Source organism: Patescibacteria group bacterium, assembly GCA_041660565.1.
In the GTDB taxonomy this organism is placed as follows: Bacteria; Patescibacteriota; UBA1384; order CAJBMM01; family CAJBMM01; genus JBAZWC01.
Genome location: JBAZWC010000002.1, coordinates 322,963 through 336,689 on the forward strand (window position 1 = coordinate 322,963; position 13,727 = coordinate 336,689).

The window sequence follows — 13,727 nt, forward strand, 5'->3', positions numbered from 1 at the left end:
AAAAATTATAAACAAAAATCAAACAAGAAATAGTTTAGGAGAACAATGGTCAATAAGCCGAATACAGAAGAGACGATGGAAGAGCTAGTTACCGAGGCTGGTGAGAACCTGGTCCCATTTAAAGTTGGCAGCGTAGCCGACGTAGTTGTAACTGCAGTTACTAAAAACAGCATTTGGGTAGATGTTGCGGGCGTGGCGGTTGGAATAATTCCAGACCGTGAGTTTTCGTTTGGTACGGGGGATCTAAAAGTGGGCGATCATGTTGTGGCGTATGTTTTGTCTCAAGAAGACAAAGAGGGTCATGTAGTCTTAAGCTTGCGCAAAGCAGACAGAGAGCGCTTGTGGGTTACCTTAAAAGATAAATTCGAAAGCGGTGAAGTACTTCAAGCTAAAGTAGCCGAAGCAAACAAGGGTGGTTTGATGGTAGAAATTGGCGGCGTGGTTGGTTTCTTGCCGATATCGCAGCTTGCGTCAAACCATTATCCTAGAGCAACTCAAGGGAATCGAGACGAGGTTTCAACCAAACTTAATGAATTAATTGGCGAAACCATGAACGTCAAAATTATTAACTTTGATAAAATTACCAATAAATTAATCTTTTCTGAGCGCGCCGCCGGAGATACCGTTGCAGAAGAAAAGCTAAGCAAAATTAAAATTGGCGAGATCTTAAAAGGTAAAATTACCGGTATCGTAGATTTTGGTTTGTTTGTTAGTATTGGTGATGATTTAGAGGGCTTGGTACACATCTCCGAAATTTCGTGGAAAAGGGTTAGTGATTTACGCACCATGTTTAACATTGGTGATGAAATCAACGTCTCCGTGACTGGCATAACCGACGGAAAAGTGTCGTTGTCAATGAAGCGATTGCTAGAAGACCCATGGGTAGAAGCAGCTAGTAAGTTTAAAGTAGGTGATATTGTATCTGGCGTGGTTACAGGTGCTACCCGATTTGGCGTTTTTGTCCGCTTGAACGATACTGTTGATGGCCTGGTACACAAATCTGAGTTGACCGATGAAAATGTAGAAGATCCATCAACCATATTACCAATTGGTCACAAAGATCAGTTTAGAGTAATTAGCATCGATTCTCCGGCTCATCGCTTAAGTTTAAGCTGGAAGGGTCTAAAAGCCGAAGCAGACAAGCAAGCTGCCAAAACGGCCAAGAAATTACCGGAAAAAGCCGAAGTTCAAGAGGAAGTTAAAGAAGAAGTCAAAAAGGAATCACCTAAAAAAGCACCTGCCAAAAAGCCGGCTGCCAAAAAAACCTCCAAAAAAGAATAAAGAGGTAATATGATTATTACGCGCAATTCTGAACATGCTTTAGAGTTTAAGACCAAAGAAGCGGCGATTAAAGTAAACACAGACGTGGTTATTAACGATGTAAAGATAGCTGGCCCGGGTGAATACGATGTGGCAAAGGTTTCGGTGATTGGGTTTCCTACAAAAACGCAGACGGTTTACCTGTTGGCTGTGGACGATGTTACAGTGTGCTATTTTTCCGTCAAACCGGAAAAATTGGCCACCGATGTAATTGAAAAGATGGGTAATGTTGAGATGCTTGTGGTTACGCTTTGTGCAGACACAACTCCAGAGGAAGTGGTTAACTTAATTAACGCGCTTGAGCCGAACGTAGTGATGCCAATTGGTGATAAAGGTGCGGTGGAAAAATTAATGCAGACATCTGGGGCAGATAACACCGAGATTGATTCTTATAAAATTACCAAATCCACCTTACCGGCTGACGACCGACAAATGATCGTACTCAAGTCGGGTAGATAATAGAGGATGGAATATGGATCCGTAGGGGTGGACTCATATGTCCGCCCGTTTGTGGAGAGGCCTGATGTTCAGCCCCGATCTAAGTAAATCTCTAAAAGACATTATCGCAAATTCACCTCGAGTTTTGCTGATTTGTCATGAAAAACCGGATGGTGACGCGATCTCGTCATTACTAGCAACTCGGTTAATGTTATTTGGCCTGAATTGTTTGGACGTGCAAATGGTCAGTATAGATGGCGTGCCAAAGGCGTTTGAGTTTTTACCTGATTCAAATTTGATAAAATCCGATTTTTTACGAGGTGATTTTGAAGTCATTATTACTTTGGACTGTGGCGACTTTAAACGCACCGGATACTCTGATCGCATAGCTAAGATGATCGAAAAGGGCACCAAATTAATTAACATAGATCATCACCCTAAAAACGATATTTTTCGGATTGCACACCTAAATTTAAGCGATACAACATGCGCCTCAACCACGCAAATAATCTATCAACTTTGCCAGTTTTTTCATCTCAAATTAGATGTCAAATTAGCAACTTTGTTATTTGTTGGGCTTTACACCGACACGGGTGGTTTTCAGCACATCGTAACGTCGCCGGAAGTGATGCGTATGGCGGCCGAGCTGGTCTCTAGCGGCGCGCAAACCAGGCTGATCAGCCAATACCTAACCGGCACCAAATCTTCGGCGCAATTAAAGTTGTGGGGGCGAGTGATTAGCCGAGCACGAGTAAGTAAGGATGGGGTAGTGGTTGCGGGGGTAACTCAATCAGATTTGAAAGCAGTTGGCGCTAACGAGGAGGACGTAGCGGGGCTGTTAACGATGCTAGAGACCCTAGACCAGTGTAAAATGGCGATATTGTTATGTGAAACCGCGGATGGTGTGATTAAAGGTAGTTTGCGCTCTAACAACAGCCAAATTGATGTTTCTAAAATTGCCAGATATTTTGGGGGCGGTGGGCACGTTAAGGCGGCCGGATTCACTCTTCCAGGGAAACTGGTTATAGACAAGCACAGCGTAAGCGTGGTATAATAAGACAAAATTCTAAATTTTAAATTTTTAATTTTAAAATAATTGGAATTTGTTTTTGCCCAGGTGGTGGAATGGCATACAATAATAACGATCATTGCAAACACCTCTGCCATATGCCATAATTGATTTATGAAAGATAAATCGTGGACAGAAGCACAATTAAGGTCAGCCGCCCAAGAATCTCGAAGTATCCGTCAGATTTTACAGAGACTTGGATTAGCAGAGGCGGGCGGAAATTACGCTCAGATTAAAAAATATTTGCACATTTACAATATCAATATGGAAAATATTAAAGGTAAATCTTGGTGCAAAGGGTTGAATGTCGAAGGACATCCAAGAGTGCAGTTAGATCAATTATTGGTAGAAAACAGTAGTTTCCAAAGTTACAAGCTAAAAAATCGACTTTTCAATTCGGGGTTAAAGCCCAGAAAATGTGAAGAATGTGGGTGGTCAAAAATAACGCCAAGCGGTCATTTGCCTTTAGAAATACATCATATCAATGGGGATCGGTCTGATAACAGAATAAATAATTTAGTCATTCTGTGTCCCAACTGTCATAGTCAAAAGCCGAATTATCGTGGTAGGCGAAGAGATTAGTAAATAAGCCCGGGTGGTGAAATTGGCATACACGCGACACTTAAAATGTCGTTTCGAAAGAATTGCGGGTTCGAGTCCCGCCCTGGGCACCAAAAATTGCAGCATACCCTCGTCATTCCGGGCTTGACCCGGAATCTATGTAAAAAGAAAAAAATGAATAAATATACCGGCACTATCGTTGAAGAGTCACTAGACGACAATCGGCTTATAAATGAATTTAATATCTTAAATACTCGTATTTCCGGGGCAGAAAATCCTGCCGACCGCTGGCACTTATATAAAGTCGATGCAACTAAAGAGCAGCTTGAGGAGCTATCAAAACATATTAAACCGCAAAAGTGGTATGCTCATTTTTGGTGTGACGACGAGATGATAGTAGTTTTCCGAGATAAAATGTTTGATCAAAAAGTTAATGATAAAAATACTTGGGAGCCAGCAATTAGATACGGGCTCTCTCACGGTATCCCAATAAAACAGCTTGATTTTGTTGTTGAGTGAAAAATAAATGATTGAAGTTGAGAAGAAGTTTAAATTAAGCGGGCAAGACATTGAACGGCTAACCAGGGATGCCGAGTTTTTGAAAGAGCGGACTTTTACTGACATTTATTTTGACGATGAAAAATATTCTCTAACCTCGAACGATAAATGGTTGCGTGCGCGAGATGGCCTTTATGAACTAAAATTGCCAATGCATGCGGGGGTGGATAGAAAAGCAGACCAGTACGATGAAATTGAAGATGAACAAAAGATTCGCGAAGTGCTAAATATCCCCACCGACCAGAAAATTGACGAAATTTATGCACCATTTTGCAATGTCACCACTACGCGCAAAAAATATAAAAAAGATCAATTTATTATTGATTTAGACGATGTCGATTACGGTGATTTTAAGTATTCGCTTGGTGAGATTGAACTATTAGTAAATAATCAGTCAGATATTGAAAAAGCAATTGCGGAAATTATGGATTTTGCGAATAAGTATCAATTGTCCGTCGCAATGGTTCGTGGAAAAGTAATTGAATATCTAAAACAAGTTAAACCGGAACATTATCAAGCTCTAATTAAAGCCAAAGTAGTGAAAGATTTCTGAATAGAGTGAATGCCCGTCCGAAGACGGGCATTTTGGTGTGGCGGGTAGGCGCACTGGCCTACTCAGCGTTCTTGTTGGCAGGTACGATGCCAGAGCCGTCATAAGGCTCGATCTCGATGACGCCTGCAACGAATGCCTCGTCAGCCTTGGCGACGTTCCTGACAAATGTCCATTCACCGTCCGGGCCTTCGTGGAAACGCCCGATGATCGTACCAGTGTCTCGAACGCGATGGGGCAGCTTTCGTTCTGGCCCGTGGCCGTCCTGCATTCCAACGAGCGCATCAGTTTCCAACATGGCCGCAATTCCGGACAGACCCTCGTTCTCCATTGCTCGACTCCTTTGGTATCCGAATCGATGAAAAGATCGACAGGAGTGATTGCTTATCCTGCTATGCCGTGATCATATAATTATTTGTCTTGTGATTCAAGCTATTTATATAGATTCCGGGTCGAGCCCGGAATGACAGCGGAACGAATATGTTATAATGACGGCATGAAAAGGGTTATCTTCAAATTTATTTCTACACTGATAATTTTAGGCCTCGCTGCGGCAGGGGGATATTATTACTATCAAACTTGGCGATACCCGCTAAAATATCAAGATGAGGTAAAGGCAGCGGCAATACAGAATAATTTGCCCAAGAACTTTATCATGTCGGTAATTCGTGAAGAAAGCCGATTTAATCCAGATGCCAAATCTAACGCAGGGGCAGTAGGGCTGATGCAAGTTTTGCCCACCAGTGCTAAATGGATGGCCACAAAACGGGGTAAAACATTAGATTTAAGCACGTTAAATGACCCAAAAGTGAATATTGATTATGGTTGTTGGTACTTAAGTTATCTACTAAAAACGTTTAACGGCAACTATACCACGACCATCGAGGCATACAACGCGGGGATGGCAAATGTAACAGAATGGGAGAAAGTGCAATCGGGTTACATTGCATTTCCAGAGACCGCAGAGTTTGTGAAAAGAGTGAAGCAATCGAACGAGATTTATGATAAGCTGTATGGAGAAAATTGGGATGCGAGTCGTTATGACATTACCCGCGTTCTAAGGTAGGAGACCAATATGATCACCAGAGAGCAATTGATCCAAAAATACAGAGAGTTTTTTGAATCCCATGGACACAAGTGGGTGGCTGGGGCTTCGCTTGTGCCAGAAAACGATCCGACAGTGCTATTTACTACCGCCGGGATGCATCCGTTGGTGCCATATTTAATGGGCGAAAATCACGCCGAGGGTAAGCGCATTGCCAATGCGCAGAAATGTATTCGAACCGATGATATCGACGAAGTGGGCGATGCTACTCATCAAACCTTTTTTGAAATGCTTGGTAACTGGTCGTTTGGTGACTATTTTAAGTCAGAAGCTATCCAATGGAGCTACGAATTTTTGACTGATCCAAAATGGTTGGGGCTTGATGTGGCGAAATTAGCCGTGACGGTTTTCGCCGGAGATCAGGATGCACCATTTGACACTGAAGCATACGATTTATGGATCAAGACTGGGATTAAACCGCAGCGAATTGCCAAGTTGCCAAAATCTGATAACTGGTGGGGGCCGGCAGGGCAGGTGGGGCCGTGTGGACCGGATACCGAGATGTTTTATTGGACAGGTAGTGATAAGGCTCCGGCCGAGTTTGACCCGAAAGACACGCGTTGGGTGGAAATTTGGAATAACGTCTTTATGCAATACAACAAGACCGAGGACGGCAAATTCGTTCCTCTTAAACAGACTAATGTTGATACGGGTATGGGATTGGTGCGTACGCTGGCGGTTATTAACGGCCAAGCCGATAACTATCAAACCGAACTTTTTTGGCTAATTATTCAAAAAATCGAACAGATTTCGGGAAAAAAATATGCTGATCATTTAATCGAATTTAGAATTGTTGCCGATCATATTACCGCGGCCATTTTTGCCATCGCAGATGATGTATTGCCATCTAATAAAGGTGCCGGATACATCACTCGCCGTTTAATTCGTCGCGCAATTTCAAAAATGCATGCATTGGGAGTTAAGGGTGCTTGCGTATATCAGATTGGGCTAGAGGTTGTTCATTTATATCAGCAAGATTATTCAAAGCTAGCAGACAAATCGATTTTGGAAACGCTGGAACAGGAAGAGAAAAAGTTTTTGGCCACTCTGGTTTTGGGTTTGAAGCAACTTGATTCGTGCAAAAATCCAGACGGCAAGTTTGCTTTTAATTTATTTCAAACGTATGGTTTCCCGGTTGAAATGACGATGGAGCAAATGCGTCTGCAAAAAATCGGCTTCGATAAGGGTCAGTTATTGCGCGAGTTTGGCCAAGAAATGACGGCGCACCAAGATTTATCCCGTACGGCATCGGCGGGGATGTTTAAGGGCGGGCTGGCTGATGCAAGTGAGATAACCACCAAATATCATACTGCTACGCATTTGTTGCAAGCTGCGCTACGTCAGGTGCTAGGAACAGAAGTTTACCAGCGCGGATCTAACATTACTGCCGAAAGAATGCGGTTTGATTTCTCGTATCCGGACAAAATGACTGACGATCAGATTGCTCAAGTCGAGCAACTAGTTAATGGTTGGATAAAAGATTCGCTAGTTGTTCAAATGGAAGAAATGTCTCCTGCTGAAGCAAAGCAAAGTGGTGCGTTAGGCATTTTTGATGATAAATATGGTTCTAAAGTGAAGGTTTATTCGGTGGGTAAGACTAGCCGCGAGATCTGCGGTGGTCCGCATGTATCTAATACCAAAGAATTAGGATTATTTAAGATAACTAAAGAAGAAGCTTCCTCCGCCGGGGTCAGGCGTATTAAAGCCACGCTGATATAAACATTTCAAATTGATATTGGTCGACTTTATGTAGTACAATGATATAAACGAGGGGATTGTTTATGTTTGGTGTGGGTAAAAGCAAGAAAAAAAATCAGTACGCCATATCGTTGGATATTGGCACTGAGTTTGTGAAGGCGCTTATTTTCCGCATTGAGGGTGAAAAAGGTTATGTGGTGGGAGTGGGGCGAGAACGCCAGCGTTTATCCGATATGCAGGGTGGAACTGTTACCGACATCGCCGGAGTAATCTCTAACTGTGAAAAAGCCTTAAAACAGGCAGCCGAACATGCCGGTGTTTTGCCTCGCCAGGTAATTATTGGAATCGCAGGCGAGCTGGTTAAAGGGTTAACCACGCATGTGCATTACGTTCGGCCAAATTCCAGGCAGAAAATTGGTTTGAATGAATTGCAGGAAATTGTGCATCAGGTTCAGTCAAAAGCGTTGGAACAGGCTAAAACCGCTTTGGCATGGGAAACAGGGCATAAAGAAATCGATGTGCGCTTGGTTAACTCTGCTGTGGTTGAAGTTAAAATTGATGGATATCGCGTTACAAATCCAATTGGTTTTTATGGTAAAGATGTTTCGGTGGGCGTTTTTAACTCTTTTGCACCAATTGTGCACCTTGGCGCTTTGCAAACGATCGCCGAGGAGCTTGGCTTAGATTTGTTATCAATTGCGGCCGAGCCGTATGCTGTTTCGCGCTGTTTGGGGATGGAAGAGTCGGTTGATTTTTCAGCCATCTTCATCGATGTTGGTGGTGGCACAACCGATATTGCCGTGGTGCGCAACGGTGGTGTTGAAGGCACTAAGATGTTTGCCATTGGTGGCCGCAGTTTTACCAAGCGGGTGGCCAACACTTTGTCTCTGGGGTTTGTTGAGGCTGAGGAGATGAAAATTAATTACGCAAATGGTCTGGTAGAAGGCGAGCAAAAACAAGCTTTAGCTAAAGCAATTAAGGCTGATGCAGAGGTGTGGTTGTCTGGGGTAGAGCTAACGCTTGAAGAGTTTGCTGCCAAATCCAAAACCGGTGATTCCGATCTGTTGCCGACTCGCATATTGCTCTGTGGTGGTGGTAGTATGTTACCCGAGATTTATCAAACCTTAAAAGAGGCAAAGTGGAGTAAGAGTTTGCCATTTCCACACGCGCCAAAGGTGGAATATATTATGCCGAAAGATGTGGTGGCAATTGCAGACGAGACCGGGGTATTAAAAGACCAACAAGATGTTACCCCAATGGGGTTAGCTAATTTGGCTATCGATTTTGCCGGGGTAGAGGGCGTAGTGGATAGCGTTTTGGAAAAAGTAACTTCGGGATTAAAATCATAATATGGAACAGATTTTTCTAGCATTAGATGATGAAATTACCGGCGTTGTCGAAAAGATACAGCAAAGCGTATCCGATGACGTAGTATTAATTGTGCCGAAAGGTGCTACAATTTTGCAAAGTTTGGTCAATATTCGCTTGCTAATGAAGAAAGCAGACGAATTTGACAAAAAAGTCTCTGTGGTAACGTCGGATGCGATTGGAAAACAGTTATGTGCTCAAGCGGGGTTGAAGGTTTATCAATCAGTCCCCGATGGAAAACCAGTGGTAAAAGATAAGATGCCCAAAACAGCAGTTGGGGATGATGTGGTTGTCGACTCAGATCAAAAAGTGGAATCGCATGATGGTGCCGTTAGGGTAACGCACTACAATGCATCGGCCACCGAGGCATTAAAGAAAGCGGGCATAGAACCGGCTGAAAAAATCGATGAATCACCACCGGAGGCGTCGATCGAAGTAACAGAAGATTCGGAAATATCCGATGAAGCAGAAATTGACATACCGGCAGAGCCCGAAGTTAAATCATCTGCATCATCTGATGTGATTATGGGTAAAGTAATCGAAGATGATGTTGAAGAGCATCCGCATAAAACTCGAATTAAGTTAACTCGAAAACCAGTATCTTTGCCGAAGTGGTTGTGGCGCGGTGTAGCACTGACATTGGTACTAGTGGTGTGCGCGGCTATAAGTTATGCCATTTTTATTCCTTCTACTAGTGTGGTGATAAATGTTCCGAGCGAAAGTGTTAAGAAAACCGCGTCGATCGTTGTTGATACTTCAGCGTCGGGAATAAATCAAAATGTCATTCAAGGTTTGGCGCACCAGACAACAGCCGATAGTATTGGTACGGCTAAGGCAACAGGTAAAAAACAAGTTGGCGACAAGGCAACCGGTACGGTTACAATATCCAATGCCGATAGCACAGACGTCGTGACAATTGCCAAAAACACCGCCCTTACTTCTACTGATAGCAAATTGGTATTTCGTACTCAAGTTGCAGTTTCGGTTCCCGGAGACACTGTAACCAAAGTAAACGGCAGATTTGTGGATAATCCGGGTAGAGCTGATGTAGCAGTAATCGCGGATCAGCCGGGAGACCAATACAATATCAAAGCAACTAGTTTTACGATTGCTGGTGTTTCATCATTAATTACCGGAGCCAGTGCAAAAGCGATGTCTGGCGGAACCACAAAAGAGCTGACTATTGTAGCTGAGGCAGACATTACATCGGCCAAGAACGATGCTCAGTCAAAAATGTCAGATGCGGCATTAGCAGCTTTGCAAAAATCAATTCCATCTAGCGAAACGGCTTTCTATCAATCTGTTAGCGATGTAACTTATTCGGGGCAAGACCATCAGGTGGGTGATGAGGCAAGCACAGTTTCCATCACTGCCAGTGGTAAAGCAAACGGGGTTTCGTATCGTGGAGATGATATTGCAAGCGTGCTTAAGAGCCAGTTTGCCGATGATATTCCACCAGCTAAAAACCTGGTTTTACCGGTAGTGGCGGATATTAAGTTTGACGTAAAATCAGATTCTAGCACCCGATTTACCTTGACCAAGGAAATTGAAGGAAAGTTAATTGCGAATATTAATACAACCGAAGTAAAAAATAAGTTACGTGGGCGAACAGTGAAGGGTTCGGCGGAGAATATTAAGAGTGCGTACAGCGCAGATGCCGTTACAATTACCGCAAGCCCGTCTAAATGGCCACTAATTTCGATTCTCGCTAATCATATTAATGTGACTGTTGCGGAGTAGCCGTGATTTTAGCGATTGATTTTGGCTTAGTGCGAATTGGTTTGGCAATGGGCGAGCAGATTGCATCGGAATATCGAACTATTTTGAATAATGATGGCGCAATATCTGAAATTCTAAAGATTATTGGTGATGAGCAAGTTGACACTGTGGTTATTGGTCGTCCGGTACGTAGCCGAGGCGAAAAAGGCAGTATCGATGAACACATCGATTTTTTTGTCCAAGCTATTAAATTAGCGGTGCCACATATTACAATTTGTGAATCAAATGAGGCGTTTACTACGTCTGCGGCGCTCTCAGATTTGAAGGAAAAAGGGTTGTCTATAGAAGCGAGTAAGAAAAGAGTAGATCAATACGCCGCCAAATTATTGTTGCAACAGTATATTGATGAACAAATGAAAAAGGCGTAAGGATGAAACTTTGGGTTAAGATTAGTTTATTGATAATCGGAATTATTATCGCGATTGGTTTGTCGGGGTATCTTTGGTTTATTAATCAAATTAATGCCAAAACAACCGCTTCGGTTACTACATTCGAGATTACATCCGGAGAAAGCTCGGCAGATGTTATTAGTCGATTATACTCCAGCGGTATTATTAAGTCCGAAACGGTGGCGCTGATTTATCAAAAAATATATCGCCCTAAGTTGTTGGCGGGTACGTTTTCGATCCCTCAAACTTATTCCGTTAAATCTTTATTTAATGTTCTTGGCTCTCCGGAGTTAGAGCAGAAGAAGTTGACTGTTAAAGAAGGATGGGCCAAGGAGCAAATTGCCGATAAGATTACGGAATTCGGGCTGTCTTCATTTACATTTCTGAATTTGGCAAAAAATTCAGAAGGTAAATTGTTCCCCGACACTTATTTTATTGGTAAGAAAACGACCGAAGAAAGCCTGGTTACGGCGATGACCGATCAGTACAGCAAAGAAACGGCCAGTTTGAATGTGACAAAAAATCAACTTATTTTGGCATCAATTGTCGAACGAGAAGCGTTGAACGATGCGGATAGAGGCATTATTGCCGGGATTTACTCAAATCGATTGAAAATTAATATGTCAATGGGCGCGGACCCAACGGTGCAATACGCTAAAAATATCGATCTTGGATTAGCGCCGGTTAAGGATGGGATAACGCAGTGGTGGGCGCCAATTACGGCGGCGGATTATAAATCGGCCAACTCATTGTATAACACTTACCTACATGTTGGGTTGCCTCCAGCGCCAATTTGCAATCCCGGGATCGCCAGTATTAATGCAGCCCAAAATCCAACACCGTCGGACGACTATTATTTCTACTACGATGCAAAAAGTGTTTTAATTACCGCTAAAACACTTGCCGAACGAAACGCGCTGCTTCGAACATATCCAATTCATTAGGTGATTAGCTGATTAGGCTCCGCCCGTAGGGCTACTCCTCTCCGAGCCGTAGGCTCTACGAGCTGGAGGCCGGAGGGTGATTAGGGGTTCCATAGGGGCGATACCTCGTTTCACTTCGGAAACCGAAGGTTAACACGAATCGCCCGTTTCGGCGTAGTTGAAGATTATCTATCGAAGTAATATATTGATGTTGTCAGTCTGAATGACTCGTATCTCAGGGGAGAAGCGCATGGAAGGGAATCGTGGCCTCGCGTCGTTGGAGGATCTGGTACGGTCTATCGGCACTGATCCAATCGATCCAATGTTCGCCACGTCGAGCGACAAGGAACGATTCGATGGGTCTTTGCGGACGGTGCTGGAACCGCTCTGGGCAGAGGACGACGTTGCTCGCGCCAAGTCGGTCGAATCTGGCCGAAGTTACATCGTATATTGAGCTACTGTCACGGAGGTTTGTGAGATGTATGACGAGGAGCTGACCCCGATAGAGAAGCTTGTCTTGTCTAACTCGGGTGGAGTGCCTGCTGCCCATCCCGTACTGGCAACTCGGGCAGACATCGATGCGTTTGAGGGGAGAATGCGGATTGCAACAGAGCTGACTCTCAAGGCAGACCGAAGAGCCATGGATGAGTCATGGCAGGCTGCGCGCTTCAAGCTGATCGACTGAGTGTCGGGTGATAGGCCGGGTGGATGTTCCACTCCGGCCTTTCTCTTTTTAATATTTTGATTTTGAATTTATTCCGTGCTTGGTGCTTAGAATTTAGTGCTTATTCAACCCGGCGGGTTGAATTAATCTGTCAGATTGATATAATCAGCGCCAGACGGAGATTTTTATTGTGGTCAAAATAATTGACACCCTATTCAACTTTTTTTCCCAAGATATTGGCATCGATTTAGGTACGGCCAACACCTTGGTTTATGTACGCGGAAAAGGAGTGGTTATTCAAGAGCCGTCGGTTGTAGCCATCAACGAGCGCACTAAAAAAGTATTAGCCATTGGTAACGAAGCCAAGCGGATGGTAGGGCGTACCCCGTCACATATTGTGGCTGTTCGTCCACTTGTAGATGGGGTAATCTCTGATTTCGAGGTGACCGAGGCCATGCTTCGCTATTTTATTGATAAAGTAACTCAAGACAAATTTAAATTATTATCCAGACCTAGGGTGGTAATTGGTATCCCGTATGGTGTAACCGAAGTTGAGCGTCGCGCTGTTGAAGAAGGAGCGCTGAATGCCGGTGCGCGGCAAGTTTTCTTAATTGAAGAGCCGGTCTCGGCGGCTATTGGGGCGCGTTTGCCAATTCACGAACCATCGGGCAATATGATCGTTGATATTGGTGGCGGTACTACTGAGGTGGCTGTATTAAGTTTGGGAGGGATTGTTGCGTCCAGATCGCTTCGAGTGGCCGGCGATGAGCTGAACCAAGACATCATCCAATACGCTCGTGATCAATTTAATATCTTATTGGGCGAAAAAACCGCCGAAGATGTTAAAATTAATATTGGTAGTGCCTTCCCCCTGAATGAAAAATTGCAGACGCCAATGCGCGGGCGTGATTTGGTTAGCGGATTGCCTAAAGAAATTATGGTAAACGATGAACAGATTCGCGAAGCGATGAAGAAATCGATTAAAATTATTGTTGATAGTATTCGGATGACTATGGAAGAAACTCCACCGGAGTTGCTGGCAGATATAATGGAGCGAGGAATTATTTTGGCTGGCGGGGGTGCAATGTTGCGCGGGCTGGATAAGTTGATCGCTCAGGAAACCAGAACCATTGTGCATATTGCTGACGATCCGTTGACATGCGTTGTGCGAGGAACAGGGGTGGTGCTTGAAGATTTGGATAATCTACGGGAAGTACTGTTACCGACCGTTAGATAAACTGCTCGTATTGTCATTTCGACTCCTCGACATTCGAGTCGAGGGTGGAGAAATCTCAAAAAAGACTG

General features: G+C 43.9%; 15 protein-coding genes and 1 tRNA gene. 15 read left to right on the forward strand and 1 reads right to left on the reverse strand.

From position 1 onward, the window contains the following. Positions 1 to 45 precede the first annotated feature (45 nt). The 7 genes from WC773_04230 to WC773_04260 all read left to right on the forward strand — a co-directional run bounded on the left by WC773_04230 (position 46) and on the right by WC773_04260 (position 4,499). On the forward strand, positions 46 to 1,281 hold the full coding sequence (locus tag WC773_04230; protein MFA6082583.1) for a S1 RNA-binding domain-containing protein: 1,236 nt from the start codon (positions 46 to 48) through the stop codon (positions 1,279 to 1,281). 9 nt (positions 1,282 to 1,290) lie between these two features. Further along, positions 1,291 to 1,779 (forward strand): MBL fold metallo-hydrolase, encoded by a 489-nt coding sequence (locus WC773_04235; protein ID MFA6082584.1) that lies wholly within the window; start codon positions 1,291 to 1,293, stop codon positions 1,777 to 1,779. A gap of 64 nt (positions 1,780 to 1,843) precedes the next feature. Next, positions 1,844 to 2,812: a bifunctional oligoribonuclease/PAP phosphatase NrnA gene (locus WC773_04240; protein MFA6082585.1), complete on the forward strand. Its 969-nt coding sequence runs from the start codon at positions 1,844 to 1,846 to the stop codon at positions 2,810 to 2,812. A gap of 129 nt (positions 2,813 to 2,941) precedes the next feature. After that, positions 2,942 to 3,409, forward strand: coding sequence for an HNH endonuclease signature motif containing protein (locus WC773_04245; GenBank protein MFA6082586.1), 468 nt, complete (start codon positions 2,942 to 2,944; stop codon positions 3,407 to 3,409). 7 nt (positions 3,410 to 3,416) lie between these two features. Beyond that, positions 3,417 to 3,501 (forward strand) — tRNA-Leu (locus tag WC773_04250). 61 nt (positions 3,502 to 3,562) lie between these two features. Continuing rightward, a complete protein-coding gene (locus WC773_04255) occupies positions 3,563 to 3,907 on the forward strand; it encodes a hypothetical protein (protein ID MFA6082587.1) in 345 nt (114 codons plus the stop codon). A 7-nt stretch (positions 3,908 to 3,914) separates the two neighbouring features. Then, a complete protein-coding gene (locus tag WC773_04260) occupies positions 3,915 to 4,499 on the forward strand; it encodes a CYTH domain-containing protein (GenBank protein ID MFA6082588.1) in 585 nt (194 codons plus the stop codon). Positions 4,500 to 4,557: 58 nt separating this feature from the next. On the opposite strand, the gene WC773_04265 is transcribed toward WC773_04260, so the two are convergent. Continuing rightward, complete coding sequence (locus WC773_04265) at positions 4,558 to 4,827, reverse strand: hypothetical protein (protein ID MFA6082589.1); 270 nt, start codon at positions 4,825 to 4,827, stop codon at positions 4,558 to 4,560. Positions 4,828 to 4,992: 165 nt separating this feature from the next. Between WC773_04265 and WC773_04270 the strand changes: the two genes are divergently transcribed. From WC773_04270 to WC773_04305, 8 genes are all read left to right on the forward strand, one after another. Continuing rightward, positions 4,993 to 5,562 (forward strand): lytic transglycosylase domain-containing protein, encoded by a 570-nt coding sequence (locus tag WC773_04270; GenBank protein MFA6082590.1) that lies wholly within the window; start codon positions 4,993 to 4,995, stop codon positions 5,560 to 5,562. A 9-nt stretch (positions 5,563 to 5,571) separates the two neighbouring features. Continuing rightward, positions 5,572 to 7,320: an alanine--tRNA ligase gene (locus WC773_04275; GenBank protein MFA6082591.1), complete on the forward strand. Its 1,749-nt coding sequence runs from the start codon at positions 5,572 to 5,574 to the stop codon at positions 7,318 to 7,320. A gap of 62 nt (positions 7,321 to 7,382) precedes the next feature. Then, a complete protein-coding gene (locus tag WC773_04280; protein MFA6082592.1) occupies positions 7,383 to 8,648 on the forward strand; it encodes a cell division FtsA domain-containing protein in 1,266 nt (421 codons plus the stop codon). A 1-nt stretch (position 8,649) separates the two neighbouring features. Then, positions 8,650 to 10,407, forward strand: coding sequence for a hypothetical protein (locus WC773_04285; protein ID MFA6082593.1), 1,758 nt, complete (start codon positions 8,650 to 8,652; stop codon positions 10,405 to 10,407). Between the two features lie 2 nt (positions 10,408 to 10,409). Then, entirely contained in the window at positions 10,410 to 10,814 is a 405-nt protein-coding gene (gene ruvX / locus WC773_04290; GenBank protein ID MFA6082594.1) for a Holliday junction resolvase RuvX, read from the forward strand. Between the two features lie 2 nt (positions 10,815 to 10,816). Continuing rightward, positions 10,817 to 11,779 (forward strand): endolytic transglycosylase MltG, encoded by a 963-nt coding sequence (gene mltG / locus WC773_04295; GenBank protein MFA6082595.1) that lies wholly within the window; start codon positions 10,817 to 10,819, stop codon positions 11,777 to 11,779. A 457-nt stretch (positions 11,780 to 12,236) separates the two neighbouring features. Further along, the gene (locus WC773_04300) at positions 12,237 to 12,443 is read left to right on the forward strand and encodes a hypothetical protein (protein MFA6082596.1); all 207 of its coding nucleotides are present in this window, start codon (positions 12,237 to 12,239) and stop codon (positions 12,441 to 12,443) included. A 178-nt stretch (positions 12,444 to 12,621) separates the two neighbouring features. After that, positions 12,622 to 13,659, forward strand: coding sequence for a rod shape-determining protein (locus WC773_04305; protein ID MFA6082597.1), 1,038 nt, complete (start codon positions 12,622 to 12,624; stop codon positions 13,657 to 13,659). Positions 13,660 to 13,727: the final 68 nt, after the last annotated feature.

Excerpts from the sequence above, each read along its gene's own strand:
- WC773_04235 (MFA6082584.1), top strand. The coding sequence starts at position 1,291 with ATGATTATTACGCGCAATTCTGAACATGCTTTAGAGTTTAAGACCAAA.
- WC773_04240 (MFA6082585.1), top strand. The coding sequence starts at position 1,844 with ATGTTCAGCCCCGATCTAAGTAAATCTCTAAAAGACATTATCGCAAAT.
- WC773_04245 (MFA6082586.1), top strand. The coding sequence starts at position 2,942 with ATGAAAGATAAATCGTGGACAGAAGCACAATTAAGGTCAGCCGCCCAA.
- WC773_04300 (MFA6082596.1), top strand. The coding sequence starts at position 12,237 with ATGTATGACGAGGAGCTGACCCCGATAGAGAAGCTTGTCTTGTCTAAC.
- WC773_04285 (MFA6082593.1), top strand. The coding sequence starts at position 8,650 with ATGGAACAGATTTTTCTAGCATTAGATGATGAAATTACCGGCGTTGTC.
- mltG (MFA6082595.1), top strand. The coding sequence starts at position 10,817 with ATGAAACTTTGGGTTAAGATTAGTTTATTGATAATCGGAATTATTATC.
- WC773_04260 (MFA6082588.1), top strand. The coding sequence starts at position 3,915 with ATGATTGAAGTTGAGAAGAAGTTTAAATTAAGCGGGCAAGACATTGAA.
- WC773_04280 (MFA6082592.1), top strand. The coding sequence starts at position 7,383 with ATGTTTGGTGTGGGTAAAAGCAAGAAAAAAAATCAGTACGCCATATCG.
- WC773_04265 (MFA6082589.1), bottom strand. The coding sequence starts at position 4,827 with ATGGAGAACGAGGGTCTGTCCGGAATTGCGGCCATGTTGGAAACTGAT.
- WC773_04275 (MFA6082591.1), top strand. The coding sequence starts at position 5,572 with ATGATCACCAGAGAGCAATTGATCCAAAAATACAGAGAGTTTTTTGAA.
- WC773_04270 (MFA6082590.1), top strand. The coding sequence starts at position 4,993 with ATGAAAAGGGTTATCTTCAAATTTATTTCTACACTGATAATTTTAGGC.
- WC773_04230 (MFA6082583.1), top strand. The coding sequence starts at position 46 with ATGGTCAATAAGCCGAATACAGAAGAGACGATGGAAGAGCTAGTTACC.
- WC773_04255 (MFA6082587.1), top strand. The coding sequence starts at position 3,563 with ATGAATAAATATACCGGCACTATCGTTGAAGAGTCACTAGACGACAAT.